The organism is Streptomyces sp. DI166, assembly GCF_900091315.1.
GTDB classification, from domain to species: domain Bacteria; phylum Actinomycetota; class Actinomycetes; order Streptomycetales; family Streptomycetaceae; genus Streptomyces; species Streptomyces fuscus.
In genome coordinates, this window is the sequence record NZ_FLSP01000052.1 from 1 (window position 1) to 26,332 (window position 26,332).

Below are 26,332 nucleotides of genomic sequence, written 5' to 3' on the forward strand. Positions count from 1 at the left end.
CCGGCCGCCCCCGCGCCCGCTCCGGCCGCTCCGGCCCCGGTCACCCCGGCCGCCCCCGCGCCCGCCGCCGCCAAGGCGACGGACGAGGGTGCCTACGTCACCCCGCTGGTGCGCAAGCTCGCCGCCGAGAACGGCGTCGACCTGTCCACCGTCAAGGGCACCGGCGTCGGCGGCCGTATCCGCAAGCAGGACGTGCTCGCCGCCGCCGAGGCCGCGAAGGCCGCCCCGGCTCCGGCCGCTGCCGCCGCTCCGGCCGCCGCGAAGAAGGCCCCCGTGCTGGAGGCCTCCCCGCTGCGCGGCCAGACCGTCAAGATGCCGCGCATCCGCAAGGTCATCGGCGACAACATGGTCAAGGCGCTGCACGAGCAGGCCCAGCTGTCGTCGGTCGTCGAGGTCGACGTCACGCGGCTGATGCGGCTGCGCGCCCGCGCCAAGGACGCGTTCGCGGCCCGTGAGGGCGTCAAGCTCTCCCCGATGCCGTTCTTCGTCAAGGCCGCCGCGCAGGCGCTGAAGGCCCACCCGGCCATCAACGCCAAGATCAACGAGGCCGAGGGGACCATCACCTACTTCGACACCGAGAACATCGGTATCGCGGTGGACTCCGAGAAGGGCCTGATGACCCCGGTCATCAAGAACGCCGGTGACCTCAACCTGGCCGGTATCGCCAAGGCCACGGCGGAGCTGGCGGGCAAGGTCCGCGGCAACAAGATCACGCCGGACGAGCTGTCGGGCGCGACCTTCACCATCTCCAACACCGGTTCGCGCGGTGCGCTCTTCGACACGATCATCGTGCCGCCGGGCCAGGTCGCGATCCTCGGCATCGGCGCCACCGTCAAGCGCCCGGCCGTCATCGAGACGGAGGAGGGCTCGGTCATCGGCGTCCGCGACATGACGTACCTGACCCTGTCCTACGACCACCGTCTGGTGGACGGCGCCGACGCGGCCCGTTACCTGACCGCGGTCAAGGCGATCCTGGAGGCGGGCGAGTTCGAGGTCGAGCTCGGCCTGTAACCCGCTTCCGCGGTACCACGGCGAAGCCCCCGTCCGGAGCGTTCCGGGCGGGGGCTTCGCCCTACCGCCGTGTAAGTCTCGTCTCACCTGCGCGAAAGCGCCCCTGTGCGCCCCTGCGGGGCGGGCTCGCGGCCTTATTGTCTAAACGTCAAACGCGCGCCCTAAGGAGCCCTCATGACCGCGCCCGTCGTCCACTCGCTGCGCGAACAGATCCGCGAGCACATCCTGGAAGGGATCATCAGCGGGCGCTGGCAGCCGGGTGAGCGGATCGTGGAGCGGCGGATCGCGACCGAGCTGGAGGTCAGCCAGACGCCGGTCCGTGAGGCGCTGCGCGAGCTGGAGTCGCTGCGGCTGATCGAGTCGGCGCCGAACAAGGGCGTACGGGTGCGCAATCTGACCGCCGCGGACCTGGAGGAGAGCTACCCCGTCCGGGCCGGTCTGGAGGCCATCGCGGCGGAGCTGGCGGCGGAGCGGCTCGCGATGGACTGCTCGGCGCTGGAGCCGCATGTGGCGGCGCTGTACGAGGCCGACCGCATGGCGGACGGCACGGCCCAGGTGCGGCACACCGTCGGCTTCCACCGCGAATTGGTGCGCGCGGCCGGGAACTCCGTGCTCCTGCACACCTGGGAGGGGCTCGGCATCGAGGTCTTCACGGCCCTGTCGATCCGCTGGCTGGGCACGGTCCAGCAGTCCTACGCGGAGGAGCACGAGGAGCTGGTCGCGGCCTTCAAGCGCCGGGACCCGAGGATCGCCGAGCTGGTCAAGGCCCACGTCCTGGGCTGCGCCCCGCGGCACGAGCCGTAGACGTCCGCGGGGGCCGGCCCCCGCGCCCTGAAGGGGCGCGGGGAACCGCGCGACCAGCCCCCTGCGACCCGCACTCGCCGCCCCTCCGGGGGACCCGAGCCCAGCCGCAGCCACCAGCCCCTACACCCCGCGCCGTACAGCGTGCACGAGCCATAAAGGGGCGCGGGGAACTGCGCGACCAGCCCCCACCGCCCCGCACCCGCCACCCCTCCGAACGCCCCGAGCTCATCCGCGCCCACCCCATCTCACCTGCGCAAATCACCGGCAGAACGGTCACCCCGTGCCACCGCCGGAGGCACCCCGTGCCGACTTTCTCGTGATCAAGAGGTTTTCTCCCTCAACCCTTTGATCGATCATCGATCAGGGAGTTACAGTCGCGGCGGGCTTGCCACCCAAGCCCCTCGCCCTGTCCTGCCAAAGACCAAGGGCACCCCCGAACCCTTACCGATGAGGGAACCCCCTTCGACTGAGGAAGGCGGCGACATGACCGACCCCAACGCCATCCAGCCCAGCGAGCTCGACCAGCTCCCCGACCGGGACCCCGAGGAGACCGCCGAATGGCAGGCCTCCCTGGACGCGGTCGCCAAGGCGGCCGGCCCGCACCGTGCGGCCTACCTGATGCGCCGCACCCTGGAGCGCGCGGAGGGCGCCGGAGTCGCGCTGCCCAAGCTGCTGGAGACGGACTACGTCAACACCATCCCGACCGCCGCCGAGCCCGCCGTGCCCGGTGACCCGGAGATGGAGGCCAGGATCACCGCCTGGAACCGCTGGAACGCGGCCGCCATGGTGACCCGCGGCAGCAAATACGGCGTCGGCGGCCACATCGCCACCTTCGCCTCGGCCGCCTGGCTGTACGAGACCGGCTTCAACCACTTCTTCAAGGGCAAGGAGGCGGACGGCTCCGGCGACCAGCTCTACATCCAGGGCCACGCCTCCCCCGGCATCTACGCCCGCGCCTTCCTCGACGGCCGGCTCACCGAGCAGCACCTGGACAACTTCCGCCAGGAGGCGGGCGGCAACGGTCTGCCGTCGTACCCGCACCCGCGCCGGCTGCCCTGGCTGTGGGAGTTCCCCACCGTCTCCATGGGCCTCGGCCCGCTCTCCGCGATCTACCAGGCGCGCTTCAACCGCTATCTGACCAACCGCGGCATCAAGGACGTCTCCGCCTCGCACGTGTGGGCGTTCCTCGGCGACGGCGAGATGGACGAGCCGGAGTCGACGGCCGCGCTCGCGCTGGCCAGCCGCGAGGGCCTGGACAACCTGACCTTCGTCATCAACTGCAACCTGCAGCGCCTCGACGGCCCGGTCCGCGCCAACTTCAAGATCGTGCAGGAGCTGGAGGCCCAGTTCCGCGGCGCCGGCTGGAACGTCATCAAGACCCTGTGGGGCTCCGCCTGGGACGAGCTGTTCCAGCTCGACACCACCGGCGCGCTGGTACGCCGGCTGCGCGAGGTACCGGACGCCCAGGTGCAGACGTACCAGACCCGCGACGCCGCCTACATCCGCCAGGACTTCTTCGGCAAGGACCCGGCGCTCGCGGAGATGGCGAAGCTCCTCAGTGACGACAAGATCCTTGAGTGCTTCCACCTCTCCCGCGGCGGCCACGAGTCCCGCAAGGTGTACGCCGCGTACAAGGCCGCCGTCGAGCACAAGGGCGCGCCGACCGTGATCCTGGCCCAGACGGTCAAGGGCCACACCCTCGGTGCGGGCTTCGCGTCGAAGAACGCCAACCACCAGATGAAGAAGCTCTCGGTGGACGAGTTCAAGGCGATGCGCGACCTGCTGGAACTGCCCATCAAGGACAGCGACTTCGCCGACGGCCAGGTCCCCTACGGCCACCCCGGCGCGGACTCCCCCGAGGTCCGCTACCTCCAGGAGCGCCGCGCGGCCCTCGGCGGCCCGGCCCCGGCCCGCCGCGTCCACCCGGTCGCGCCGCTGCCCGCCCCGGCGGAGAAGGCGTTCGCCTCCTTCGACAAGGGCTCCGGCTCCCAGAACGTGGCCACCACCATGGCCTTCGTCCGCCTGATCAAGGACCTGGTCCGCGACAAGGAGACGGGCAAGCGCTGGGTGCCGATCGTCCCCGACGAGGCGCGCACCTTCGGTATGGAGTCGCTGTTCCCGTCGCTCGGCATCTACTCGCCCAAGGGCCAGACGTACGAGCCGGTCGACCGCGACCAGCTCATGTACTACAAGGAGGCCAAGAACGGCCAGATCCTCAACGAGGGGATCACCGAGGCCGGTTCGATGGCCGACTTCATCGCCGCTTCGACGTCGTACGCGACGCACGGCGAGACGATGATCCCGTTCTACATCTTCTACTCGATGTTCGGCTGGCAGCGCACGGCCGACCAGATGTGGCAGCTCGGCGACCAGCTCGGCCGCGGCTTCCTGGTCGGCGCCACCGCCGGCCGCACCACGCTGACCGGTGAGGGCCTGCAGCACGCCGACGGCCACTCCCCCGTCATCGCGGCCACCAACCCGGCCGCCCTGACGTACGACCCGGCCTTCGCCTACGAGGTCGCGGCGATCGTCAAGGAGGGCCTGCGCCGGATGTACGGCGAGGCGGCGCCCGGCGAGGACCAGGACGTCTTCTACTACCTGACGGTCTACAACGAGCCGCTGCCGCAGCCCGCGAAGCCGTCGGTGCCCGGTGTCGACGAGGGCATCGTCAAGGGCCTGTACCGCTTCAACACGGCGGAGTCCGCGGGCCTGACCGTCCCGGCCAACGCCCCGCGCATCCAGCTGCTGGGCTCCGGTACGGCGATCCACTGGGCGCTGAAGGCGCAGAAGCTGCTCGCCGAGGAGTGGGGTGTCGCGGCCGACGTGTGGTCGGCGACGTCGTGGACCGAGCTGCGGCGCGACGCGCTGGAGGCGGACGCGGCGCTGCTGCGCGGCGAGGAGCGGGTGCCGTTCGTCCGGCAGGCGCTCCAGGGCGCCGAGGGCCCGGTGCTGGCGGTCTCCGACTACATGCGCCAGGTGCCCGACCAGATCGCGCAGTGGGTCGAGCAGGACTGGGCCTCGCTCGGTGCCGACGGCTTCGGTCTGTCGGACACCCGTGACGCGGCCCGCCGCCACTTCGGGGTGGACGCCGAGTCCATCGTGGTCGCGGCCCTCGCCCAGCTCGCCCGGCGCGGCGAGGCCAAGGCGACGGCGGTGAAGGAAGCCCGCGAGCGCTACGGCCTGTAGAAGGCACTGTGCCGATGAGGCCCCCGCTGCGGCGGGGGCCTCATTGCATGATGGTCGGGTGCGTGCCGCCCGACTGATCAAGATGGTTCTGCTGCTCCAGTCCCGCCCCTCGATGACCGCCGCCGAGCTGGCCCGGGAGCTGGAGGTGTCCGAGCGGACGGTGACCCGGGACGCGCAGGCGCTGTCGGAGGCCGGGGTGCCGGTCTACGCGGACCGGGGTCGGGCCGGGGGCTACCGGCTGATCGGCGGCTACCGCACCCGGCTGACCGGGCTTGCCCGCAGCGAGGCCGAGGCGCTCTTCCTCAGCGGGGTGCCGGGGGCGCTGCGCGAGATGGGCCTGGAGGACGCCGCCTCCGCCGCGCGGCTGAAGGTCTCCGCCGCGCTCCTGCCCTCCCTGCGGGACGCCCCGCGCAGCGCCGCCCAGCGGTTCCATCTGGACGCGCCGGACTGGTTCAAGGAGCCGAAGACGCCCGCGCTGCTGCCCGCGGTCGCGCAGGCGGTCTGGGACGACCGGCGGATCGCCGCGGTGTACCGGCGCGGGGACGGCGAGGTCCGGCGGGAGCTGGAGCCGTACGGGCTCGTCCTGAAGGCCGGGGTCTGGTACCTGTGCGCACGGGTCGCCGGGCACGGCACCCACCGGGTCTACCGCATCGACCGCTTCACCTCCGTGGACGCGGCCGGGGAACGGTTCGAACGGGACGAGGAGTTCGACCTGCCCGCCTTCTGGGAGGACCGGGCCGAGCAGTTCGCGCGCTCCATCCTGCACGCCGAGGTGGTCGTACGGCTCTCCCCGGACGGGGTGCGCAGGCTGCCGTACGCCGGTGATCCGCAGGCGGCGCGGGAGGCGCTGGCGGGCGCCCCGGAGCCGGACGCGGACGGATGGGTGACCGTCACCCTGCCCGTGGAGTCGGAGGACGTGGCGCACGCGCAGCTCACCACGCTGGGGCCGGAGGCGGAAGTACTGGCGCCGGAGAGTCTGCGGGCGCGCTTCGTGGCCGACGCGGCACGGCTGAACGCCCTGTACTCGGCGCCCCGGGACCGATAACAATCCGCCGCACTCCACGTGCGCCCCACCTCTCCAGGGCCGATGCTGGACCCGTGATGGACGAGACGGAGTTCTGGGAGCTGGTGGACGCCACCCGCGAGGCCGCCGAGGGCGACCCGGAGGAGCAGGCGGACCTGCTGGTCGAACGGCTCCTGCAACTGGACCCCGAGATGGTCCTGGACTTCTCCCGTCACTTCGAGGCCCGCTACAACCGCGCGTACACCTGGGATCTGTGGGGTGCCGCGTGGCTCCTGCTGGACGGCGCCAGCGACGACGCCTTCGACTTCTTCCGGTGCTGGCTGATCGGGCAGGGCCGGGAGATGTACGAGAGCGCGGTGCACGATCCCGACTCGCTCGCGGACCTGCTGGACGACTTCGACGAGGAGTTCGACGGGGACGGGGAGGAGCTGGGGTACGCGGCCGACGAGGCGTACGAACAGCTGACCGGGACGATCGCCCCCGACCTCGGTATCGCGCCCGCCCCGGCGGAACCGGTGGGCGCCGCCCTGGACTTCGAGAACGAGCAGGCTCTGGCGGATCGTTACCCCAAGCTCTGGGAACGGTTCCGCCTCCGCGACTGAGCCGCCGTGTCGGCGCCGAACCCGCTCAGCGGCGGCCCTGCAGGCGGGCCGCCAGGTCCCGTATCTCCGGCAGCTCGGCCATCAGGGCCGCTCCGGGGCAGGTCGTCATGTAGCCCTCCTGGTGGCCCGCCAGGGCGTGCAGCGTGGCGGTGGTGCCGCGGGCGTAGCGGCTGCCGCTGTTGCTGGAGACCAGGCGTACCTCGGCGCGCGGGTCGACGCCGGACAGGCCCAGCTTCCAGGCGGCCAGCGCGGCGATGGAGTCGGTCATCGCCTTCGGTACCTCGACCCCGGCGGTGAAGGTGCCGAGCGCGGCGATACCGGCGGTGCGGTGGTTGAAGCCCTGGGTGTGGGCGCCGGTGACGGGGCGGTCGGTGCCGCCCGCGCGGCCCTCGTAGATGGTGCCGCAGCGGTCGACGAGGAAGTTGTAGCCGATGTCGTCCCAGTCCCGTGAGCCGGTCTGCCCGCTGTACAGGTAGCGGATGATCCGGGGGGACTCGGCGCAGTCGTAGGCGTTGGGCGAGTCGGTGTGGTGGATGAAGACGGCGACGACCTTGTCGTCGTAGCGCGGCGGGGGCTGCTCGCGCCAGGTGTCCCGGTCCAGCCACGCGGAGCGCGGCACGATCGGCGGCCGGGCCGCGGTGTGGGCGACGGCGGGGCGGGCCGCCGGGGGCTTCGCGGCGGTCGTGGCGGCGTCCTCCACGCCGTTCGCGCACAGGGCCAGCGCCGTGACGGCGGCGAGCCCCGGCAGCCAGCCCAGGGCGACCAGGGCCGCGCGGGGTATTCGGGGGGTACGGCGGCTCCGCACCCCCCGCGGTCTTCGCCGGACGGGTCTCTCGACACGCATGGCACCACTGTCCGACGGATCCGGACCGTTCGCGATATGTGCGCTGCCACCCGAAGGAACACCCGATGGAACCATCGTCATGGTCTGGGACGTTTTCCGGGGTACACGCACGCGTGACTGGTTCGCCGCGGCACGCGCGCGTGACTGATCACTGAGCCCGTTCCGTGCGTACTGAATGGTCGAGAGAGAGGCGGCTTGGTGGACCTGCTCGACATCCTGCTGTTACTGGCTGTTCTGGCCTACGCGGCCTCCGGGTACCGGCGCGGTCTGGTCGCGGGCTGCGTGGCGCTCGCCGGGTTCGTGGGCGGCGCGGCCGTCGGTGTGTGGGTGCTGCCCTGGCTGATGGAGCTGGTGGAGCCGGGCACCACGGCGGCGACGGTGACCGCCGTGCTGACGGTGCTGGTCCCGGCGGCGGTGGGGCACGAGCTGGCGGGGCGGCTGGCGCTGCGGCTGCGCCGGGAGCTGGACCAGGGGCCGCTCAGGGTGGTCGACGGGGTCGGCGGCGCCGTCGCCAACTCGGTGGCGGTGCTGATCGTGGCCTGGGTCGCGGCGAGCGTGCTGGCCGCCTCCTCCTCGCCGCTGCTGACGTCGGCGATCCGGGACTCCCGGCTGCTGGGGACCGTGCAGGACGCGATGCCGGACACCACGCCCGCCTGGTTCTCGCGGGCCACCTCCGCGCTCACCGAGGCGGGGTTCCCGCAGGTGTTCAACCCGTTCGAGAGCGAGTCCACCGCCGAGGTCGCCAAGCCCACCGGGGACAGCGTCACCGCCGCCGCGACCGACGCCGCCAAGCTGAGCACGGTCAAGATCGAGGGAGTGGCGGGCACCCAGGGCCGCGAGGGCAGCGGGTTCGTGTACGCGGCCCGGCATGTGATGACCAACGCGCATGTGGTGGCCGGCATCGACGAGCCGAGCGTGCGGGTGGGCGGAGTCGGGCGGTCGTACGCCTCCCGCGTGGTGCTGTTCGACCCCGACAAGGACGTGGCGGTGCTGTACGTGCCGGAGCTGAAGGCGCCGGTGCTGAAGTGGGACGACGACGCGGACCGGGGTGATTCCGCGGTGGTGGCGGGCTATCCCGAGGACGGTGACCTGAACCTCCAGGCGGCCACCGTCGCGAGCCGGGTGCGGGCGACGGGCCAGAACATCTACAACGACAGGAACGTCACCCGGGAGATCTACTCGATCCGCTCCACCGTCCGCCCCGGCAACTCCGGCGGGCCGCTGCTGACCACCGACGGCCGGGTGTTCGGTGTGGTCTTCGCCCGCTCCACCTCCGACGCCGAGACCGGCTATGTGCTGACCGCGGCGGAGGTCGCCGAGGACGCCGAGCGGGCGGCGCGGGCGACCGCGCCGGTGGACACGGGCGAGCTGATCACCTCGTAGGGCGCCCCGCTCCACGATCATGGGAGACCTCCGATCCCCGGGAGGTTTCTCGTGGCCGTGTTCTTCCTGATCTCCCTGCTCGTGGCGGGCGCCGCGCTCGCGGTGGCGGTGCGCAGGCGCCGGGCGGCCGCCGCCCTGGACCAGGAGGTCAGAGACGGCGCCCCATGACGACGTCGTCCACATAGGTGCCGTCCAGGCAGAACTCCTCGGGCAGTACGCCCTCCACCACGAACCCCTCGGACTCGTACAGCTTGCGGGCCGGGGTGTTGTGGCCGAGGACGCGCAGCGTGAGGCGGCGGGCGCCGCGGCGTCGGGCCTCCTCGACGGCCGCCCGGATCAGCGCCCGCCCCACGCCGCGCCCGCGCGCCGACTCCGTGACGGCGAGGCCCTGGATCTGCTGGACGTGCGCGTTCGAGGCGAGCGGAGTGGGCGGGACGATACGGATGTAGCCCGCGACGCATCCGTCCAGCTCGGCGACGAGGAAGTCCTCGGGAAGGTGCCGCTCGTCGAAGAAGGGACGGTACGGCGGTTGCGGGCGGGGCGTGACGGCGTGCAGCGTCGACCAGGTGTCGCGGTCGAGACGGGCCAGGTCCTGCTCGTCGGCGGGGCGGGCGATACGTATGCGCGGCGGCTGGGTCTCGGACATGGGGCTCACCTTATGGGGGACACGGGCGGTTCCGACCAGGCATTTTCGGCGGGGGGGAACAGGATGGGGAGCATGCGGATCTCACGAGTGGCCGTCGCGGGCGCGTCCGGGCTGATCGGCGGTGCCCTGACCCGGTCCCTGCGGGCGGACGGTGTCGAGGTGGTACGGCTGGTGCGGCGCGCGCCGCGGTCGCAGGACGAGATCCGGTGGGACCCGGGGGCCCGGTTCGTCGACGCGGGCGATCTCGCCGGGTGCGACGCGGTGGTCAATCTGGCGGGCGCCGGGGTGGGCTCACGGCGCTGGACGGAGACGTACAAGGCGCGGATCCGGGACAGCAGGGTGCTGGGCACGGCGGCGCTCGCGGAGGCGATCGCGGCCATGGACAGCCCGCCGCGGGTGTTCGTCAACGGCAGTGCGATCGGCTACTACGGCAGGACCGGCGACCGGATCGTCGACGAGAGCGCGCCGCCCGGGGAGGGCTTCCTGCCCGAACTGTGCGTGCGCTGGGAGGCGGCGACGGCTCCGGCGGAGCGGGCCGGGGTGCGGACGGTGCTCGTGCGCTCGGGGCTGGTGGTGGCGCGGGACGGCGGGGCGTGGGCCCGGCTGTTCCCGTTGTTCAGGGCGGGCCTGGGCGGGCGGATGGGGGACGGCGGGCAGTACTGGTCGTTCGTCTCGCTGCACGACGAGGTGGCCGCGATCCGTCATCTGCTGGACTCCGAGGAGCTGTCGGGCCCGTTCAACGTGACGGCGCCGGAGCCGGTGACGAACCGTGAGATCACCGCGGCGATGGGCCGGGTGCTGAAGCGGCCGACCCCGTTCCCGGTGCCCGCCGCGGTGCTGCGCACGGTGCTCGGGGAGATGGCCGGGGATGTGCTCGGCAGTGCGCGGGTGGTGCCGAAGCGGCTGCTGGAGTCGGGGTTCCGGTTCACCTACCCCGGTATCGATGAGGCCGTACGTGCCGCGCTGTGACGGAGCGCGATCAACTTCCCTTCCGTATGCGACCGTTGTGCGACCGTGCCCGGTCGACGCGCGACTTCCGCTGACCGGTACCGGACCTAACCTCGACCCGAACTCGGGTATCCCGGGAGCCAGTTGGGGGCATGAGGTCTCCACCGGCCGCGCAACGTCGAGGAGGGGCACGTGTTTGAGCCCGCGTACCAGGCGGACGTCGTCGTGGTGGGAGCCGGGATCGCCGGCCTCGCCGCGGCACATCGGCTGACCAGCGCAGGAGTGACGACCACAGTCCTGGAGGCCGCCCATGAGGTGGGCGGCCGTATGTCGACCGAGAAGGTCGACGGCTTCCGGCTCGACCGCATCGGGCAGTTGATGTCCACGTCGTATCCCGAACTGCGCCACACCCCGGGTCTCGACGCGCTCGCCCTGTGCTCGTTCGCACCCGGAGTCCTGCTGCACAGCGACGGACACCGCCACCGGGTGGGCGCTCCGGCGCCCCAGGGTGGCGCAAGGGGCGCACTCCACGCGGTGCGCGCCCTCGCGAGCGCCCCCCGTCCGGCCTCGGCGCCCCGTACGCCGCTGGGGACGGCGGTCGATCAGGCCCGCCTGGCCGCCGCGCTCGCCCGGATCGCGGGCACACCGGTCGAACGGCTGCTGGCCCGCGCCGAGTCACCGGCCGGGCAGGCGCTGACCGAACGGGGTCTGCCCGGCCGCGCGGTGGAGAGCTTCCTGCGCCCCCTGCTGGCGGCGCTGCTGTGCGACCCGGAGCTGACGGCGTCCAGCCGCTCGGCGGACCTCGCCCTGCACGCCTACGCGAGCGGCCGTCTGTGCGTCCCGGAGGGCGGCGCGGAGGCGCTGCCGCAGCTGCTCGCCCGGTCGCTGCCGCCCGGGACCGTGCGCACCGGGGTTCGGGTCACCTCGGTCTCCACGACCTCGGTGACCACGGCGGAGCACGGGGTGTTCCGGTGCCGGGCGATCCTGCTGGCCACCGGCGCGGGCACGGCGGCGGGGCTGTTGCCGGGGCTGCGGGTGCCGGACACCCACCCGGTGACGGTCGTCCACCACACCACGGACCGGCCGCCCACGACCGGCGGGGCGCTGCTGCTGGACGCCGACCGGGGCGGACCGGTCGCGCACACGGCGGTCGTCAGCGCCGTGGACCCGACCCGCGCCCCGGCGGGCCGCGCCCTGATCTCGTCGACGGTGCTGGGCACTCCCCCGCCCGACCTGGACACGGCCGTACGCACCCACCTCGCCCGCCTCTACGGCACGTCCACGGCGAGCTGGGAGACCCTGGCCGTGCACCACACCCCGGACGCGGTCCCGGCCACCCGCCCTCCGTACGACCCCGGCCGTCCGGTACGGCTGCTGGCGGGCCTGTACGTGTGCGGCGACCACCGGGACGCCGGCAGCACGGTCCAGGCCGCCCTGCGCTCCGCCGCCCGCGCCACAGGCTCACTCCTGACAGACCTGGGCGCGGCCGGTTCCCTGCACCGCGCGGACCCCCTCCCAACAGCGGCATGATCCGCCCCTGCCCGGCACGCCCACTCCGAGCGGCGTGCCGGGCACCGGGCCGGGTCCCGGTCAGGCCAGGGCTGCCACCTTGTCGCGGTAGCCGCGTACGGGGGCGGCGTCCTTGTAGGGCTCCAGGCGGCGTTCGAAGTCCTTGATGTACTCCACCGCCCGGACCGAGCGCATCTCGGCCGCCTGTCCGGCCGCCTCCACGGCCAGCGCGCACGCCTGGTCCAGCTCGCCGAGGCCCAGGCGGGCGGAGGCGAGGACGACCCGGCAGAACAGGCGGCTGCGGGCGAAGGCGGGCGCCCGCAGCTGGAGCGAGCGCTCGGCGTGCTGGGCCGCGGCCCGGAACTGCTGGAGGTCGCGGTGGCAGTGGCCGAACTCGTCGGCGAGCTGCGCCTCGTCGAAGAACCGCGCCCAGTGCGGCACCTCGTCACCGGGCTTCGCCGCCTCCAGCGCCCGCTCGGCCCGTACCAGCGACGCCGTGCAGGCCCGTACCTCCCCCAGCACCCCGTGCCCGCGTGCCTCGGCGGCGTGCAGCAGCGCCTGCACGGTGGGCGACGCGTTGGTGCCCACACCCTGCTGCGCGACCCGGGCGAGCTGCACCGCCTCCCGGCCGTGCCCGAGGTAGACGGCCTGGCGGCTCATGGTGACCAGCACATAGCTGCCGTAGGCCCGGTCCCCGGCCGCCTGGGCCAGCCGCAGCGACTGGACGTAGTAGCGCTGCGCCAGCCCGTGCGCGGCGATGTCGTACGAGGTCCAGCCCGCGAGCCGGGTGAGGTCGGCCGCGGCGGCGAACAGACGGCGGCCGGTCTGTTCGCCGTAGGTGCCGCGCAGCATCGGCTCGCACTCGTGCTCCAGGTAGCGCACGAGGGCCTGGCGGGCGTGGCCGCCGCCGTACATGTTGTCCAGGGTGCGGAAGAGTTCGCCGACCGAGCGCAGGGCGTTGATGTCGCCCGCGGTGACCTTCTGCCCCGGCGGGCGCTCGCCCTGGCCGCGCTGGCGGGGCATCGTGGGGCGGCCCTGGGCGGGGACGCGGGCGGTCTGCTCGTGCGCGACCTTGTCGTCGGCGCGGCCGATCAGCCAGTCCCGGCTGGGCACCACGAGCCCGGCCGGGGTGAAGGCGATCTTGCGGAGTTCGGCATGGCTGCCGGAGTCCTTGCGCCACAGCCCGCTGACGATGTCGACGGCCTCCTCGGGGGTGGCGGCGAACTCCAGGCCCGCGTAGACGGGGGCGCACGCGTCCAGGCCGAGGTCCTGGGCGGTGAGGCGGCGGCCGAGGCGGCGGGTGAAGACCTCGGCGATGAGGGCAGGGGTGGTGCCGCGCGGCTGCTGGCCGCGCAGCCATCGGGTCACCGATGTCTTGTCGTATCTGAGGTCCAGCCCGTGTTCGAGTCCGAGCTGGTCCACGCGACGGGCGAGTCCCGCGTTGGAGAACCCCGCTTCTGCGATGAGCGCGGCGAGCTGGCGGTTGGGGGTGCGCTGCGCGGGTCGTTCCGTCATCTGCGGTGCGGTCTCCTGCCTCCCGGGCTCTGACATGCCCGGATTGCCTGTGAGCAGCCCTTATGGCCTCTGTGAACGGCGCGAATGTAGCGGAGAGTGAGCACGTGATCGCACACTTCGCCACCCGTTCATCCGATCGTGTGAGGATTGGCCGCGAGACTGACGCTCGACCGGCAGTCGTACAGTGGCGTGGGCACCGTTCGTGCCTTACGACGTCCAGGGAGGCGCTTGCCGTGAGTGAGTTGCGGTTCGTCCGTATGGGGTTCGGCGCGGAAGCCGTCGACTACCAGGTGGCCTGGGACGAGCAGCGCCGGGTGCACGCGGCGCGGTTCGCCGACGAGGTGCCCGACACCGTGCTGCTGCTCGAACACCCGCCGGTCTACACGGCCGGCCGGCGCACCCAGGAGAACGAGCGCCCGCTGGACGGCACCCCGGTCATCGACGTGGACCGCGGCGGCAAGATCACCTGGCACGGTCCGGGCCAGCTGGTCGGCTACCCGATCCAGAAGCTGCCCCGCCCGGTGGACGTGGTGGCGCACGTGCGGCGCCTTGAGGAGGCCCTGATCCGCACCTGCGCGGAGTTCGGCCTGGAGACCAGCCGGGTCGAGGGCCGCAGCGGCGTGTGGGTGCTCGGTGACCCGGTCGAGCAGCGCCCGGCGATCGGCGGGCTCTCCCTCGACTTCGACCCCCGGCTGCACGACGAGGAGTTCGACCCGCGCCTGAACGGCCCCGAGTACGCGCCGTCCAACGCGGGCCAGCGCCGCGAGGACCGCAAGATCGCCGCGATCGGCATCCGGGTCGCCAAGGGCGTCACCATGCACGGCTTCGCCCTGAACGTGAACCCGGACAACAAGTGGTTCGACCGCATCATCCCGTGCGGCATCCGCGACGCGGGCGTCGCCTCCCTCGCCGACGAACTCGGCCGCGACATCACGATCGCCGATGTCCTGCCGGTCGTCGAACGCCATCTGAAGGACGTCCTGGAGAACGCGGACCTCAGGCCCCGCGAGATCGAGAAGGCGACCGCCTGACAGCGGGGAATCAGCCCTGCGGTGCAGTGGTTGGCCTCCACGGCAGAGCTGAATAAGCACGGGCGTACCCTGGTGTACGCCGAAGAATCGAAGTCACAGGGAGCCGATGTGTCCGCAGTCACTCCGGACGGACGCAAGATGCTGCGCCTGGAGGTCCGCAACAGCCAGACCCCCATCGAGCGCAAGCCCGAGTGGATCAAGACCCGGGCGAAAATGGGCCCCGAGTACACCGCGATGCAGAAGCTCGTGAAGAGCGAGGGACTGCACACGGTCTGCCAGGAAGCCGGCTGTCCCAACATCTACGAGTGCTGGGAGGACCGCGAGGCGACCTTCCTCATCGGCGGCGACCAGTGCACCCGGCGCTGTGACTTCTGCCAGATCGACACCGGCAAGCCCGAGGCGCTGGACCGCGACGAGCCGCGCCGCGTCGGCGAGTCCGTGGTCACCATGGACCTGAACTACGCCACCATCACCGGCGTCGCCCGCGACGACCTGGAGGACGGCGGCGCCTGGCTGTACGCGGAGACGGTCCGCCAGATCCACCAGCAGACCGCCGACCGCGAGGCAGGCCGCACCAAGGTCGAGCTGCTGGCCCCCGACTTCAACGCCGTCCCGGAGCTGCTGCGGGAGGTCTTCGAGTCCCGCCCCGAGGTCTTCGCGCACAACGTCGAGACGGTGCCCCGGATCTTCAAGCGCATCCGCCCCGGCTTCCGCTACGAGCGCTCGCTGAAGGTCCTCACCGACGCCCGCGACTTCGGCCTGGTGACCAAGTCCAACCTGATCCTCGGCATGGGCGAGACCCGCGAGGAGATCAGCGAGGCGCTCAAGCAACTGCACGAGGCCGGCTGCGAGCTGATCACCATCACGCAGTACCTGCGCCCCTCCGTGCGCCACCACCCCGTGGAGCGCTGGGTCAAGCCGCAGGAGTTCGTGGAGCTGAAGGAGGAGGCCGAGCAGATCGGCTTCTCCGGTGTGATGTCCGGCCCGCTGGTGCGCTCGTCCTACCGCGCCGGGCGCCTGTACCAGATGGCCGTCGAGAAGCGCGGCGCGTTCGTCGCCTCCCAGGCGGTCTGACGGCACCGGGTGCCACCGTGCGCGTGTGAATCCGCGCACAAGTAACTACCGTTCGGTAATGGCTGATTGACGCGGCCCTGCCGCGTCCCCGCAGATGGGGGCGCCGGCAGGGCCGCGTCACTGTTTGCGGACGCCAAATCAAGGCTTCATGGGCGTTTGACCGGTCGGTCACGCCCTGGTAACACCAAACAGTGACGCTGGACTCACACCACGTACACCGAAGCCGCTCACGAGGGGGGACCTCAACCATGCAGGCCGCGCCGGTACGCGCCACCGCCATCCCGTCGTTCACCACTGCACTCCGTGCCGTCGAATCGCTGCTCATGAGCAGCGGCCAGCGCACCGCGCGCCGCAACGCCTGGACCTCCGTCCTGGAGGACCGCCGCCGGGCCAAGGACCGGGTCGAGGCCCAGCGCGTGCTGGAGCGGGTGCGCACCCCCCGCCCCTGACCGCCCGCGACCGGCACTGCCGTCGTCGGCGCTCCCGGGGCCACGTAGACTTCGTGCCATGGCGAGAAGTGACAGGGCGGCGGATGCCGCTAACCCCGGGCGTCTGAAGCAGATCGCCCTGACCTACAAGATGACCCGCAGGGCCGACAAGAAGATCGGCTTCGTCCTCGCGGGCGTCTTCCTCCTCATCCTCGGTGTCTTTCTCGCGATCGGCTTCCTGATCGGTCACCCGATCTACCTCGGCATCCTGGGCGTACTGCTCGCCTTCCTCGGCACCGCGATCGTGTTCGGGCGCCGGGCCGAGCGGGCCGCCTTCGGGCAGATGGAGGGCCAGCCGGGCGCCGCCGCGGCCGTGCTCGACAACATCGGCCGGGGCTGGACGACCACCCCGGCGGTGGCGATGAACCGCAGCCAGGACGTGGTGCACCGGGCGGTCGGCAAGGCCGGCATCGTGCTGGTCGCCGAGGGCAACCCGAACCGGGTCAAGAGCCTGCTGGCCGCCGAGAAGAAGAAGATGAACCGGATCGTCGCGGACGTGCCGGTGCACGATCTGATCGTCGGTACCGGCGAGGGCCAGGTGGAGCTGAAGAAGCTCCGCACGACGATGCTGAAGCTCCCCCGGGTGCTCACCGGCCCGCAGGTGACGGCGACCAACGACCGGCTGCGCGCCATGGGCGACCTGATGAGCAACATGCCGCTGCCAAAGGGCCCGATGCCCAAGGGCATGAAGCTCCCCAAGGGCGGCCCGAAGGCCCGCTGAGCCGCGCCCCGGCTGCTCAGGCCAGCGTCCGGAAGGACCGGTCGTAGTAGACCATCGGGGCGCCCTCCCCCAGCCGTACCTCCGTCACCCGGCCGATCAGGACCGTATGGTCCCCGGCCGGGTGTCGTGCGTGTACGGCGCAGTCCAGTACGGACAGGGCCCGCTCGACCGCCAGCAGCCCGCCGGGGCCGGGGCGCAGTCCGCCCGAGGCGAACTTGTCGGCGCCCTTGGTGGCGAACCGCTCCGCGAGCGAGCGGTGGCGGGGCCGGAGCACGCTGACCGCGAAACGGTCGCAGCGGGCGAAGGTCGACGCCGAGTCGGCCGCGTTCGCCAGGCACACCAGAACCATCGGCGGCTGGAGCGAGACCGAGCAGAACGAGCTGGCGGTGAACCCGCGAGGGGTGCCGTCCGGGCACCGGGTGGTGACCACCACGACGCCCGAGGGGAAGCGGCTCATCGCGGCCCGGAACTCCTCGGGCGCCACCGCCGCCTCCGGTATGTGTGTGTCCTGGTCCGTCATGACGGCCGCACCACCTCCGCGTTCACGTCGACTATGCGCGTGGTGTCACCGGGCGGCAACCGGGCGCTACCGCCGCTCGGACAGCGCCCAGGCGCCGTAGGCCGCGCCCGTGGTCTCGAAGGAGAGCGCCACATGGGAGGCGGCGCTGTTCACATCGCGCCAGAAGCGCTGCACCGGGTCGGTCTGGGACTGGCCCGAGGTGCCGCTGGTGCGGAAGATCCGGTCCACCGCCGAGACCAGCAGTTCCACCGCCAGCGCCAGGTCCCGGGCGCCGCGTACCGCGGCCTCGCCCTCGGGCGGTGACTCGATGCCGTCGGCGACGGCCGCGGTGCGCCGGATCAGCAGCTCGGCGGCGTCCGTCTCGGCGGCGGAGCGGGCCAGCGCGACCTGGGTGGCGGGCTGCTCGCCCACCGCCCTGCCCCGCCGGTCGACGCGGGAGGCGGTCCGCTCGGTCCAGGAGCGCATGGCCCCGCGGACGGCGCCGACCAGCGGGGCGGCGAAGGGCAGGGAGTTCACGGCGTACATGGGCACGATGTGGCAGCGCGCGTCCGAGACCGGGGCGCGGCCCGCGTGGACGGCGGAGCGGGCCAGGGTGCGGTGCTCGGGCACATGGGCGTCGGCGAGGACGAGGGTGTCGCTGCCGGTGCCGCGCATGCCGACCGAGTACCAGCTGTCCTTGATCGTGAAGTCGGCCGCCGGGACCGCGAAGTAGCGCACCTCGGGCCGCCCCTCGGGGTCGGCGGAGGGCTCGTCGGGCACCGCCGCGCAGGCCAGTGCCCAGTCGGCGACGTGCACACCGCTGATGTACTTCCACTCGCCGCTCAGCCGCCAGCCGCCGGGCACCCGCTCGGCGGTGCCGGAGGGCATCAGCGCGGCGGCCACCAGCGCGTCCGGGCCGTCGGCCCAGATCTCCCGCTGCCCCTCCTCGGGCAGGAAGGCGGCGTACCGGCCGGCGTAGGCGGACAGCGAGGCCGCCCAGGCAGCCGAGGCGCAGCCCTCGCCGACCAGGAAGACCGCGGAGCTCAGCTCGCCGAAACCGCCCTCGTCGCCGCCGTGGGCGCGGGGCACGAAGTGCCGGGCGAAGCCCGCCTCCCGTACCGCGTTGACCACCTGCTGGGGAAGCCGCCGCGCGGCCTCCGCCTCCTCCGCGTGCTGGGCCGCGATGTCCGCGACGCGGGACGCCCGCGTCACGATCGTCGACGTGTTGTCGTACGACACTGTCCAACCACCTCCGCCGGGTACGGCGGCCAGTGTTTCGAACAGGGTTCGACGCAGCCGGGACCCCGGGCCGTGGCCCGGGTGCCAGTCACCCGACCGGCGTCAGACGCGGACCTGGACGGTGCGGGCCAGCCGGTCGTGCAGACCCCGGCCGTCGCGGTCCCAGATCAGGGCGGGGACGGCGAGGCAGAGCAGGGCCGTGCGCAGCAGCGCGCGCAGCGGCTGGACGCCGCCGGTGTCCAGGGCGACCACCCGGAGACCGAAGAGGCGCTTACCGGGAGTGAACCCGATGCTGCCCACCGTCAGGGCGCTCATCAGGAACAGGATGAGAAGCGCCCAGTTTCCGGTGGCGGTGTTGTAGCCCTCGGTGATCAGGCCGTATGCGATCAAGAGGCACAGACCCCAGTCCACGACCAGGGCGCCGAGCCGCCTTCCGGGGCGGGCGATGGAGCCCGGTCCGTGCTCCGGCAGACCGAGCTGCTCGCCCCGGTAGCCGAGATCGATACCGGCCTCTTCCATGGCCGCGCGGGGTCCGGAGAGCCACGATCCGATTGCTTGCCTGTTGTCCACCCGTCCACGGTACTGCGCCCGTATATGACCGGGGGCAGGCGGGGTGCGTCGGGGCTACGGTGGAAGAGGACCCGGTTAACTTGTGCGAAACAAATGGGTCACGCCCGAGAAATCCCGCGTCCCTAGGGTCGAGGCCAGCGTGTGCCACCGCACTGGCCGCACCATCGAACTACCACCCCGGCGAGGCGCTCGGGAGTAGGAGGAGCTGGATGTTCCAGAACGCCGACGAGGTCAAGAAGTACATCGCGGACAATGAGGTCAAGTTCATTGACGTCCGGTTCTGCGACCTGCCGGGCGTCATGCAGCACTTCTCGCTGCCCGTCGAGGCGTTCGACCCGGAGGAGGAGCTCGCGTTCGACGGTTCGTCGATCCGCGGCTTCCAGGCCATCCACGAGTCCGACATGGCGCTGCGCCCCGACCTGTCGACGGCCCGCCTGGACCCGTTCCGCCGCGACAAGACGCTCAACATCAACTTCTTCATCCACGACCCGATCACGGGCGAGCAGTACTCCCGTGACCCGCGCAACGTGGCGAAGAAGGCGGAGGCGTACCTCGCCTCGACCGGTATCGCGGACACCGCGTACTTCGGCCCCGAGGCCGAGTTCTACGTCTTCGACAGCGTCCGCTTCAAGACGTCGGAGAACGAGTCCTTCTACCACATCGACTCCGAGGCGGGCGCCTGGAACACCGGTGCGCTGGAGGACAACCGCGGCTACAAGGTCCGCTACAAGGGCGGCTACTTCCCGGTCCCGCCGGTCGACCACTTCGCCGACCTGCGCGCCGAGATCTCCCTGGAGCTGGCCCGGGTCGGCCTGCAGGTCGAGCGCCAGCACCACGAGGTGGGCACCGCCGGCCAGGCCGAGATCAACTACAAGTTCAACACGCTGCTCGCCGCCGCCGACGACCTCCAGCTCTTCAAGTACATCGTGAAGAACGTGGCCTGGCGCAACGGCAAGACCGCGACCTTCATGCCGAAGCCGATCTTCGGTGACAACGGCTCGGGCATGCACGTGCACCAGTCGCTGTGGAGCAACGGCGACCCGCTGTTCTACGACGAGGCCGGTTACGCGGGCCTGTCGGACACCGCCCGCTACTACATCGGCGGCATCCTCAAGCACGCCCCGTCGCTGCTGGCGTTCACCAACCCGACGGTGAACTCCTACCACCGCCTGGTCCCGGGCTTCGAGGCGCCGATCAACCTGGTGTACTCGCAGCGCAACCGCTCCGCCGCGATGCGTATCCCGATCACGGGTTCCAACCCGAAGGCCAAGCGCGTCGAGTTCCGCGCGCCCGACTCCTCCGGCAACCCGTACCTGGCCTTCTCGGCCCTGCTGCTCGCGGGCCTGGACGGCATCAAGAACAAGATCGAGCCGGCCGAGCCGATCGACAAGGACCTCTACGAGCTGGCTCCCGAGGAGCACGCCAACGTGGCCCAGGTCCCGACCTCGCTCCCGGCCGTCCTCGACTCGCTGGAGCGCGACCACGAGTTCCTCCTCCAGGGCGACGTCTTCACGTCGGACCTGATCGAGACGTGGATCGACTTCAAGCGCACCAACGAGATCGCCCCGCTCCAGCTGCGCCCGCACCCGCACGAGTTCGAGCTCTACTTCGACGTGTGATCGGCGCCTGACCGGTTCGCCGTCGCCCCCGCTCCTGTTTCTCAGGGCGGGGGCGGCGTCGTATCGTGGCAGTACTGCTGTTCGAGAAGGGTTGACGGGGATGGCCGAACAGGGCGATGACGAGCGGGAGTTCGACATCAAGTGGGCGGATGCCGCCGCGCACAAGGAGCCGTCGGCCCGGGCGCGCATGCTCGCCGCGCGGTGGAAGGAGAACCCGCCCGGACCTGTGCCCTTCCGGCCCGAACCGACTCCGGCCCGGCGCTCGCGTGAGCGGCGGCCGTGGGTGTCGACGCTGATCGTCTTCGGCTGTGTGGCGGCCGTCATCGTGTTGCTCGGGTATACGAGCATGCGTAATTCGTACTGACAAAAGGCGCGGTTCCTCACGATTCTCCGCGGCGGTGCACACTGGCAGTGGGACGAGTGCCTGACCGCGGGGTGATGCAGATGCGCAGTCGCTTTCGCAGTGACCGGGGTCTGACCGCCCGGATGGGCGTCACCATGTTCCTGCTGGGTCTGGTGTACGTGGCCTTCGTGGCGGCCCTGATCGTGCTGCTCAAGTCCTGGGTGCTGGTCGTGGTGATCGCCGCGGCGTTCCTCGGCGCGCAGTACTGGTTCTCCGACCGGCTCGCGCTGTTCGCGATGCGCGGGCGGCCCGTGGAGCGCGAGGAGTATCCCGAGCTGCACGGCGTGGTCGACCGGCTGAGTGCGCTGGCCGACATGCCCAAGCCGGTCGTCGCCGTGTCGGACATGGAGATGCCCAACGCGTTCGCCACCGGGCGCAATCCCGATCACGCCGTGGTCTGCGTGACGACCGGGCTGCTGCGGCGGCTGGAGCCCGCTGAGCTGGAGGGCGTGCTCGCGCACGAAATGTCGCACGTCGCGCACAAGGACGTCGCCGTGATCACGATCGCCTCGTTCCTCGGTGTGATCGCCGGGCTGATCGTGCGGTTCGCCTTCTACTCGCAGCTCTTCGGCGGTGGGCGCCGGGACCAGAACACCGCGATCGTGTTCGCCGCCGTGATGGGGATCTCGGCGGCCGTGTACGCCATCAGCTTCCTGCTGATCCGGGCCCTGTCCCGGTACCGGGAGCTGGCCGCGGACCGGGCGGCGGCGCTGCTCACGGGGCGGCCCTCGGCGCTGGCCTCGGCGCTCACCAAGGTCACCGGGGACATCGGCCGCATCCCCACCAAGGACCTGCGTACGGCGCAGGCGTTCAACGCCTTCTACTTCACCCCGGCGCTGGGCCGGAACCCCGGTTTCGCGCGGATCTTCTCGACCCACCCGACCCTGGAGCAGCGCCTCGACCAGCTGGGGCGGATCTCCGCCGAGCTGGGTGAGGCCACCGCTCCCTGACCGGCTCCCCGAGGGGCGTGCGCATGGGACTGCTGGACATTCTGCTCGGCCGTACGAAGGCGGTCGCGCCCGATCTGGACCGGCTCTTCGGGCTGCCCTCGGCGGCGGTGACGCTGGAGGCGGCCACCGGGTTCGTGCCGACCGGCACCGGCGCGGTGTGCTTCGCCACGGTGGAGGGCGCGGCCTTCGAACAGACGCACCGCGAGGTGCAGGCCCTGCTCGACGCCGACGCGGACCGCGAGGGGCGGCCGGTGCGGCTGACGCGGGACGGCTACGGCTACTCCTGGCTGGTCTCCGAGCGCACCCCCGACCGGCTCCCGGAGCTGGTCAACGATCTGCACGCGGTGAACAGCGCGATGGAGGCCAACGGCTTCGGCCCGCAGTTGCTCTGCTCCCTGGTGGGTTTCCGCAATCCGGCCGAGGAGCGGACGCTGGCGCTGGTCTACCTGTACAAGCGGGGCACCTTCTACCCGTTCGCGCCGCTGCCCGGCCAGGAGCAGCGGCGTGACAACGCGCTCGAACTGAAGGTGCGCGCCGCCCTCGGCGACGACCTGCGGCTGGAGGAGGACCTCGGCCGCTGGTTCCCGGTGTGGGGCGCGCCGGGGCTGTGACCCCGGCCGCCGGGGTGGCTCCTCAGCCGCGGCGGCCCCGCTCGCGCTCGTAGCGGCGCTCCCACTTGGCCTGGAGGTCCCGGCGCGCCCGGTAGGCGCGGTAGTCGGCCGGAGCGGACGGCGTACCGGTGCCGGTACCGCCCGTCGGGGGTGTCGGCGTCGCGGTGCGTCCGTACCGCACATACAGGTAGAGGACGGCGACCGCGGCGAGCCAGTAGAGGGGGTTTCCGAATCCCATGATGACCAGGACGACGGTCCCGGTGAGGACGATGGTGCCCATGACACCAGCGTAGGAAGCCCGGAACTCGGCGTGCATCCCCTTTTTTCCGGTTCTAGAGTCGGACCAATTGCGCGAAAGCCGCAATATCGGTGAAACAGGGAACAAAGGGGTGTCCTGGAATGAGTGATCTCTTCGTCATCGCCTACAACGACGTCGACACGGCGAACCAGGTCCGCGAGAAGCTGTTCGAGCTGTCCAAGCAGCACCTGGTGGAGCTGGAGGACGCGGTGGTGGTCGAGCGCCACCAGGACGGGAAGATCAAGCTGCACCAGGCGGTCAACCACACGGCCGTCGGCGCGGCCGGGGGCGCCCTGTGGGGCGGGGTGATCGGGCTGCTGTTCCTGGCGCCGCTGCTGGGCGCGGCGGTGGGCGCGGCGGCCGGTGCGGCCGGGGGCAAGTTCACCGACACCGGGATCAACGACGACTTCATGAAGAACCTCAGCCAGAACCTGCGGCCGGGCGCGGCCGCGCTGTTCGTGCTGGTGAAGAAGGCCGCCGACGACAAGGTGATCCCTCAACTGGCGCCGTACGGCGGCGAGTTGGTGCAGACCTCGCTGAGCAAGGTGGACGAGGAGCACCTGCGGGAGGCCATCGAGGTGGCGTTGAAGACGCCGACCGAGCAGGCGGAGAAGTCGCCTGCGGAGTGAGCGTGCGGCGCCGGGTCCCGGGTGCCCGGGGCCCGGCGCCTTTCGTTCACCGGGTGTAGCGCAGCAGGGCCCGCACCATGTGGCACGTGGTGTCCGACGGCGGGTGGACGCCGATCAGCTCCGCCGTGTCGCGGATCGTCTCGTTGCGGGCCTGGTTGGGCAGGTAGACGCCGGAGTCGAGCAGGGCTATGGCCAGGCGCATGGCCTTCAGCCGGCGGTTGTGGCTGACGTACCACTCGCGCGGGCGGCCCGCCGGCAGCGGACGCTTGGCCAGCGGCGCGTACGGCAGGTCCAGCAGGACGGGGCGCTTCGCGGTGGACTGGGTCGGCAACGGCTTCGTCTTCAGTGCGGCAGCGGGCACGGGCATCCTCCTGTCGCGGTCGGGGCGCCGTCGTCCGGACGCTCCGGCGACACCCTCGAACACTGCTTCCATTCTACTGCCCGCCACTGACAATCAGCAGACCGCGAGAGCCCTCAAAAGCCCAGGTGGACGAGGTAATTGGCGGCCTGTCACGGCAGATCAGGGAGGGGTTCCTGGGGCGGCAAGAAATCGAACAGAGTCGGCCCGGACGCACCCCCGCTACCGTGGTCGCCATGGAGATCTGGATCAACCCCGCCTGTTCCAAGTGCCGCAGCGCCCTGAGCCTGCTCGACGCGGAGGGCGCCGACTACACCGTCCGCCGCTACCTGGAGGACGTCCCGAGCGAGGACGAGATCAGGACCGTACTCGACCGGCTCGGTCTCGAACCCTGGGACATCACCCGCACCCAGGAGGCCGCCGCCAAGGAGTTGGGGCTCAAGGAGTGGGCGCGGGACGAGGAGTCGCGGGACCGGTGGATCGCGGCCCTGGCCGCGCACCCCAAGCTGATCCAGCGGCCCATCATCACCGCCGAGGACGGCACGGCGGTCGTGGGCCGCTCGGAGGAGGCGGTACGGGACGCGCTGTCCCGAAAGTGATGGTTCCGTAGGGTTGTTGGCCCTTTGTCGCCGGGGGTGAGCGCGGGTCCGGCGGGCTGTTACCCTCCGCGGCCATGACATTCGGTGATCATGGAACGCCGCAGCCCGGCGCCCCGTACGGCCACGGCCACCCCTACGGCAACGACGTGCTGGACGAGGGGGCCGCCGAGCGGGAGCGGATACGCCGGCAGCGGCGCGGGCGCGTGATGGCGGCCGGGGTGGCCGGCGGCGTGCTGGCGGTGGCGGTCGCCGCGTTCCTGCTCACGAGCGGCGGTGACGACGAGGACACCTCGGCCGCCGCGCCGAGCGCCTCCCCCTCCGCCACCGGTTCCGCGGTCCCGCGCGTCGACGTCGGCGATCCGTCGAACGCCCCGAGTTCGCTCCCCTCGCTGCTGGCGCGCCCGATCATCAGCCTGGAACAGGCGTTCCCCGAGAAGACGGTGACGCTGAAGGACGGCTCCACCTACACGCGGGTCGACCTGGCGACCACCACGGACTGCGCGCGCGCCATGGCGCCGGAGCTGGCCGAGCTGATCGAGCAGGGCGAGCCGTGCGCGCGGCTCAGCTCAGCGCTGTTCACGGACGCCGACCGGCGCTCCCAGGTGACGGTGTCCGTGCTGAGCTTCGAACGCGTCGAGGACGCCTCACGCGTGTTCATGATGGCCTCCATGGACCCGGTGACCTACCAGGTCGTCTCCCTCGACCCGCCGCCCGGCGCCGGGATGCCAACCGTGCCGCCGGGGACGCCCGGGGTCTTCGAGCGGCTGATGACCGTGCGGTCCGTGGTGTTCGCCAACGGGCAGTGGGGCGACGGCGCGACGACGGGCGTGGAGGAGATCACCGGGCAGACCCAGGGACTGCTTCAGCACGTCAACGACACGGTGGTGGCCTACGAGGACGGCGACGACTGATCATTTCAACTCGCCTGTGACGCAGGTCACTTGAGTGACTCCTGTAAACCGCTGAGTAGCTTCGTTCGGTATCTCGTACCTAGCGGCGTACAACTCCCGACCTCTCAGGAGGCGCGTATGTCACGCAGGCGCACACTCAGCACGAAGAAGAAGATCGCGCTGCTCGTCAGCGCGGCGAGTGTGGCGGGTGGTGGTGCCTTCGTCATGGCGAGCACCTCCAACGCCGCGCCGCCGAAGACCGCCGCGGAGTCGAGCGTCTGTCAGGGCCTCGCCACCGCGCTCGGCAACAACGAGCGGTTCATCGCGGACCAGAAGGCCAATCCGGACGCCCAGTCGCAGGCCCGGATCGCCAACCGCGAGGCGGTCGTCAAGCAGATCAAGGTCCAGCAGGAGGCGTCGGGTTGCGTCGTCGGGGAGTCGGCTCAGGGCTCCCAGGCCGGTGCACCCGCCGCGCCGCCCGCCGAGGCCGGCAACCAGGGCCAGGAGCAGGGCCAGGGCCAGGGCCAGGAGCAGGGTCAGGACCAGGGCGGGGGCCAGAACCAGGACGGGGGTCAGGCCGCCGCCGGTGAGCAGGTCTGCAACGGCTCCACGGTCACCCTCTCCGGTGAGGGCGGCGCCCCGGCCGCGTCCAGCAACCAGTTCCCGGCCGGGACCAAGCTGAAGGTCACCAACCTGGACAACAACAAGTCCACGACGGTCGAGGTCACCTCGGTCTCCGGCTCCTGTGTGCTGCTGAACAACGCGGCCTTCGAGCAGGTCCGCGAGCCGGGCAAGTTCCTGATCCGCCGGGCCGTGATCGAGAAGGTGGGATGAGCCGCCGGGTAACACCGTAGGGGGTGCGGGCATGGGCCCGGTCACCG

28 protein-coding genes are annotated in these 26,332 nt (G+C 71.6%); 20 read left to right on the plus strand and 8 right to left on the minus strand.

The window, feature by feature from the left end; all coding sequences use genetic code 11:
* The 5 genes from sucB to GA0115233_RS23850 all read left to right on the plus strand — a co-directional run.
* On the plus strand, nt 1-1,011 hold a 1,011-nt coding region (gene sucB, locus GA0115233_RS23830), incomplete at its 5' end, for a 2-oxoglutarate dehydrogenase, E2 component, dihydrolipoamide succinyltransferase (protein WP_093722319.1).
* A gap of 174 nt (nt 1,012-1,185) precedes the next feature.
* Nucleotides 1,186-1,815: a GntR family transcriptional regulator gene (locus tag GA0115233_RS23835; protein ID WP_093722320.1), complete on the plus strand. Its 630-nt coding sequence runs from the start codon at nt 1,186-1,188 to the stop codon at nt 1,813-1,815.
* 483 nt (nt 1,816-2,298) lie between these two features.
* The gene (gene aceE / locus GA0115233_RS23840; RefSeq protein ID WP_093722321.1) at nt 2,299-5,001 is read left to right on the plus strand and encodes a pyruvate dehydrogenase (acetyl-transferring), homodimeric type; all 2,703 of its coding nucleotides are present in this window, start codon (nt 2,299-2,301) and stop codon (nt 4,999-5,001) included.
* A gap of 58 nt (nt 5,002-5,059) precedes the next feature.
* The gene (locus tag GA0115233_RS23845) at nt 5,060-6,046 is read left to right on the plus strand and encodes a helix-turn-helix transcriptional regulator (RefSeq protein ID WP_093722322.1); all 987 of its coding nucleotides are present in this window, start codon (nt 5,060-5,062) and stop codon (nt 6,044-6,046) included.
* A 56-nt stretch (nt 6,047-6,102) separates the two neighbouring features.
* Nucleotides 6,103-6,627: a DUF4240 domain-containing protein gene (locus tag GA0115233_RS23850; protein WP_093722323.1), complete on the plus strand. Its 525-nt coding sequence runs from the start codon at nt 6,103-6,105 to the stop codon at nt 6,625-6,627.
* 25 nt (nt 6,628-6,652) lie between these two features.
* Here GA0115233_RS23850 and GA0115233_RS23855 read toward each other — a convergent pair whose 3' ends face one another.
* Nucleotides 6,653-7,471 carry a peptidoglycan recognition protein family protein gene (locus GA0115233_RS23855; protein WP_093722324.1) on the minus strand — a complete coding sequence of 273 codons (819 nt, stop codon included), beginning with the start codon at nt 7,469-7,471 and terminating at the stop codon, nt 6,653-6,655.
* Between the two features lie 198 nt (nt 7,472-7,669).
* Here GA0115233_RS23855 and GA0115233_RS23860 point away from each other — a divergent pair, with 198 nt between their 5' ends.
* Nucleotides 7,670-8,854 (plus strand): MarP family serine protease, encoded by a 1,185-nt coding sequence (locus tag GA0115233_RS23860; protein ID WP_093722358.1) that lies wholly within the window; start codon nt 7,670-7,672, stop codon nt 8,852-8,854.
* A 148-nt stretch (nt 8,855-9,002) separates the two neighbouring features.
* Here the strand turns inward: GA0115233_RS23860 and GA0115233_RS23865 are convergent, their stop codons facing one another.
* On the minus strand, nt 9,003-9,500 hold the full coding sequence (locus GA0115233_RS23865) for a GNAT family N-acetyltransferase (protein ID WP_093722325.1): 498 nt from the start codon (nt 9,498-9,500) through the stop codon (nt 9,003-9,005).
* Between the two features lie 72 nt (nt 9,501-9,572).
* On the opposite strand from GA0115233_RS23865, the gene GA0115233_RS23870 reads away from it, so the two are divergent.
* Entirely contained in the window at nt 9,573-10,469 is an 897-nt protein-coding gene (locus GA0115233_RS23870; protein ID WP_093722326.1) for a TIGR01777 family oxidoreductase, read from the plus strand.
* 171 nt (nt 10,470-10,640) lie between these two features.
* Nucleotides 10,641-11,978: an NAD(P)/FAD-dependent oxidoreductase gene (locus GA0115233_RS23875; RefSeq protein ID WP_093722327.1), complete on the plus strand. Its 1,338-nt coding sequence runs from the start codon at nt 10,641-10,643 to the stop codon at nt 11,976-11,978.
* A 60-nt stretch (nt 11,979-12,038) separates the two neighbouring features.
* Here the strand turns inward: GA0115233_RS23875 and GA0115233_RS23880 are convergent, their stop codons facing one another.
* Nucleotides 12,039-13,472 carry a regulator gene (locus GA0115233_RS23880; protein ID WP_093722328.1) on the minus strand — a complete coding sequence of 478 codons (1,434 nt, stop codon included), beginning with the start codon at nt 13,470-13,472 and terminating at the stop codon, nt 12,039-12,041.
* Nucleotides 13,473-13,705: 233 nt separating this feature from the next.
* Here GA0115233_RS23880 and lipB point away from each other — a divergent pair, with 233 nt between their 5' ends.
* The 4 genes from lipB (at nt 13,706) to GA0115233_RS23900 (ending at nt 16,786) form a co-directional block, all read left to right on the plus strand.
* A complete protein-coding gene (gene lipB, locus GA0115233_RS23885) occupies nt 13,706-14,503 on the plus strand; it encodes a lipoyl(octanoyl) transferase LipB (protein ID WP_093722329.1) in 798 nt (265 codons plus the stop codon).
* A 108-nt stretch (nt 14,504-14,611) separates the two neighbouring features.
* Nucleotides 14,612-15,577, plus strand: a complete 966-nt coding sequence (gene lipA, locus GA0115233_RS23890) for a lipoyl synthase (RefSeq protein WP_093722330.1) — start codon at nt 14,612-14,614, stop codon at nt 15,575-15,577.
* A gap of 248 nt (nt 15,578-15,825) precedes the next feature.
* Complete coding sequence (locus GA0115233_RS23895; protein ID WP_093722331.1) at nt 15,826-16,026, plus strand: SCO2195 family GlnR-regulated protein; 201 nt, start codon at nt 15,826-15,828, stop codon at nt 16,024-16,026.
* A 58-nt stretch (nt 16,027-16,084) separates the two neighbouring features.
* On the plus strand, nt 16,085-16,786 hold the full coding sequence (locus GA0115233_RS23900) for a DUF4191 domain-containing protein (RefSeq protein WP_093722332.1): 702 nt from the start codon (nt 16,085-16,087) through the stop codon (nt 16,784-16,786).
* Between the two features lie 16 nt (nt 16,787-16,802).
* Here GA0115233_RS23900 and GA0115233_RS23905 read toward each other — a convergent pair whose 3' ends face one another.
* The 3 genes from GA0115233_RS23905 to GA0115233_RS23915 all read right to left on the minus strand — a co-directional run bounded on the left by GA0115233_RS23905 (nt 16,803) and on the right by GA0115233_RS23915 (nt 19,094).
* Entirely contained in the window at nt 16,803-17,306 is a 504-nt protein-coding gene (locus GA0115233_RS23905) for a flavin reductase family protein (RefSeq protein ID WP_093722333.1), read from the minus strand.
* Between the two features lie 66 nt (nt 17,307-17,372).
* Nucleotides 17,373-18,524, minus strand: coding sequence for an acyl-CoA dehydrogenase family protein (locus GA0115233_RS23910; protein WP_093722334.1), 1,152 nt, complete (start codon nt 18,522-18,524; stop codon nt 17,373-17,375).
* Between the two features lie 102 nt (nt 18,525-18,626).
* Nucleotides 18,627-19,094, minus strand: coding sequence for an RDD family protein (locus GA0115233_RS23915; RefSeq protein WP_093722335.1), 468 nt, complete (start codon nt 19,092-19,094; stop codon nt 18,627-18,629).
* Between the two features lie 209 nt (nt 19,095-19,303).
* Here GA0115233_RS23915 and glnA point away from each other — a divergent pair, with 209 nt between their 5' ends.
* The 4 genes from glnA (at nt 19,304) to GA0115233_RS23935 (ending at nt 22,677) form a co-directional block, all read left to right on the plus strand.
* On the plus strand, nt 19,304-20,713 hold the full coding sequence (gene glnA, locus GA0115233_RS23920; RefSeq protein WP_093722336.1) for a type I glutamate--ammonia ligase: 1,410 nt from the start codon (nt 19,304-19,306) through the stop codon (nt 20,711-20,713).
* 100 nt (nt 20,714-20,813) lie between these two features.
* A complete protein-coding gene (locus tag GA0115233_RS23925) occupies nt 20,814-21,077 on the plus strand; it encodes an SCO2583/SCO2584 N-terminal domain-containing protein (RefSeq protein ID WP_093722337.1) in 264 nt (87 codons plus the stop codon).
* An 80-nt stretch (nt 21,078-21,157) separates the two neighbouring features.
* Complete coding sequence (gene htpX, locus GA0115233_RS23930; protein WP_093722359.1) at nt 21,158-22,066, plus strand: zinc metalloprotease HtpX; 909 nt, start codon at nt 21,158-21,160, stop codon at nt 22,064-22,066.
* A gap of 23 nt (nt 22,067-22,089) precedes the next feature.
* A complete protein-coding gene (locus GA0115233_RS23935) occupies nt 22,090-22,677 on the plus strand; it encodes a PspA-associated protein PspAB (RefSeq protein ID WP_093722338.1) in 588 nt (195 codons plus the stop codon).
* Nucleotides 22,678-22,699: 22 nt separating this feature from the next.
* Here GA0115233_RS23935 and GA0115233_RS23940 read toward each other — a convergent pair whose 3' ends face one another.
* Nucleotides 22,700-22,957 carry a hypothetical protein gene (locus GA0115233_RS23940; protein ID WP_093722360.1) on the minus strand — a complete coding sequence of 86 codons (258 nt, stop codon included), beginning with the start codon at nt 22,955-22,957 and terminating at the stop codon, nt 22,700-22,702.
* A gap of 119 nt (nt 22,958-23,076) precedes the next feature.
* Between GA0115233_RS23940 and GA0115233_RS23945 the strand changes: the two genes are divergently transcribed.
* The gene (locus tag GA0115233_RS23945) at nt 23,077-23,604 is read left to right on the plus strand and encodes a DUF1269 domain-containing protein (protein ID WP_093722339.1); all 528 of its coding nucleotides are present in this window, start codon (nt 23,077-23,079) and stop codon (nt 23,602-23,604) included.
* 46 nt (nt 23,605-23,650) lie between these two features.
* Here the strand turns inward: GA0115233_RS23945 and GA0115233_RS23950 are convergent, their stop codons facing one another.
* A complete protein-coding gene (locus GA0115233_RS23950; protein WP_093722361.1) occupies nt 23,651-23,965 on the minus strand; it encodes a hypothetical protein in 315 nt (104 codons plus the stop codon).
* Between the two features lie 233 nt (nt 23,966-24,198).
* Between GA0115233_RS23950 and GA0115233_RS23955 the strand changes: the two genes are divergently transcribed.
* The 3 genes from GA0115233_RS23955 (at nt 24,199) to GA0115233_RS41180 (ending at nt 26,285) form a co-directional block, all read left to right on the plus strand.
* The gene (locus GA0115233_RS23955) at nt 24,199-24,561 is read left to right on the plus strand and encodes an arsenate reductase family protein (RefSeq protein WP_176711918.1); all 363 of its coding nucleotides are present in this window, start codon (nt 24,199-24,201) and stop codon (nt 24,559-24,561) included.
* 74 nt (nt 24,562-24,635) lie between these two features.
* Nucleotides 24,636-25,472 (plus strand): hypothetical protein, encoded by an 837-nt coding sequence (locus tag GA0115233_RS23960; RefSeq protein WP_107406457.1) that lies wholly within the window; start codon nt 24,636-24,638, stop codon nt 25,470-25,472.
* Nucleotides 25,473-25,589: 117 nt separating this feature from the next.
* Complete coding sequence (locus GA0115233_RS41180) at nt 25,590-26,285, plus strand: hypothetical protein (RefSeq protein ID WP_093722341.1); 696 nt, start codon at nt 25,590-25,592, stop codon at nt 26,283-26,285.
* Nucleotides 26,286-26,332: the final 47 nt, after the last annotated feature.

What these genes read in the sequence shown, in the direction of transcription:
- GA0115233_RS23835 (WP_093722320.1), top strand. Translation starts at nt 1,186, where the DNA reads ATGACCGCGCCCGTCGTCCACTCGCTGCGCGAACAGATCCGCGAGCAC.
- aceE (WP_093722321.1), top strand. Translation starts at nt 2,299, where the DNA reads ATGACCGACCCCAACGCCATCCAGCCCAGCGAGCTCGACCAGCTCCCC.
- GA0115233_RS23850 (WP_093722323.1), top strand. Translation starts at nt 6,103, where the DNA reads ATGGACGAGACGGAGTTCTGGGAGCTGGTGGACGCCACCCGCGAGGCC.
- GA0115233_RS23855 (WP_093722324.1), bottom strand. Translation starts at nt 7,471, where the DNA reads ATGCGTGTCGAGAGACCCGTCCGGCGAAGACCGCGGGGGGTGCGGAGC.
- GA0115233_RS23865 (WP_093722325.1), bottom strand. Translation starts at nt 9,500, where the DNA reads ATGTCCGAGACCCAGCCGCCGCGCATACGTATCGCCCGCCCCGCCGAC.
- GA0115233_RS23870 (WP_093722326.1), top strand. Translation starts at nt 9,573, where the DNA reads ATGCGGATCTCACGAGTGGCCGTCGCGGGCGCGTCCGGGCTGATCGGC.
- GA0115233_RS23880 (WP_093722328.1), bottom strand. Translation starts at nt 13,472, where the DNA reads ATGACGGAACGACCCGCGCAGCGCACCCCCAACCGCCAGCTCGCCGCG.
- GA0115233_RS23895 (WP_093722331.1), top strand. Translation starts at nt 15,826, where the DNA reads ATGCAGGCCGCGCCGGTACGCGCCACCGCCATCCCGTCGTTCACCACT.
- GA0115233_RS23900 (WP_093722332.1), top strand. Translation starts at nt 16,085, where the DNA reads ATGGCGAGAAGTGACAGGGCGGCGGATGCCGCTAACCCCGGGCGTCTG.
- GA0115233_RS23905 (WP_093722333.1), bottom strand. Translation starts at nt 17,306, where the DNA reads ATGACGGACCAGGACACACACATACCGGAGGCGGCGGTGGCGCCCGAG.
- glnA (WP_093722336.1), top strand. Translation starts at nt 19,304, where the DNA reads ATGTTCCAGAACGCCGACGAGGTCAAGAAGTACATCGCGGACAATGAG.
- GA0115233_RS23925 (WP_093722337.1), top strand. Translation starts at nt 20,814, where the DNA reads ATGGCCGAACAGGGCGATGACGAGCGGGAGTTCGACATCAAGTGGGCG.
- htpX (WP_093722359.1), top strand. Translation starts at nt 21,158, where the DNA reads ATGCGCAGTCGCTTTCGCAGTGACCGGGGTCTGACCGCCCGGATGGGC.
- GA0115233_RS23935 (WP_093722338.1), top strand. Translation starts at nt 22,090, where the DNA reads ATGGGACTGCTGGACATTCTGCTCGGCCGTACGAAGGCGGTCGCGCCC.
- GA0115233_RS23940 (WP_093722360.1), bottom strand. Translation starts at nt 22,957, where the DNA reads ATGGGCACCATCGTCCTCACCGGGACCGTCGTCCTGGTCATCATGGGA.
- GA0115233_RS23945 (WP_093722339.1), top strand. Translation starts at nt 23,077, where the DNA reads ATGAGTGATCTCTTCGTCATCGCCTACAACGACGTCGACACGGCGAAC.
- GA0115233_RS23955 (WP_176711918.1), top strand. Translation starts at nt 24,199, where the DNA reads ATGGAGATCTGGATCAACCCCGCCTGTTCCAAGTGCCGCAGCGCCCTG.
- GA0115233_RS23960 (WP_107406457.1), top strand. Translation starts at nt 24,636, where the DNA reads ATGACATTCGGTGATCATGGAACGCCGCAGCCCGGCGCCCCGTACGGC.
- GA0115233_RS41180 (WP_093722341.1), top strand. Translation starts at nt 25,590, where the DNA reads ATGTCACGCAGGCGCACACTCAGCACGAAGAAGAAGATCGCGCTGCTC.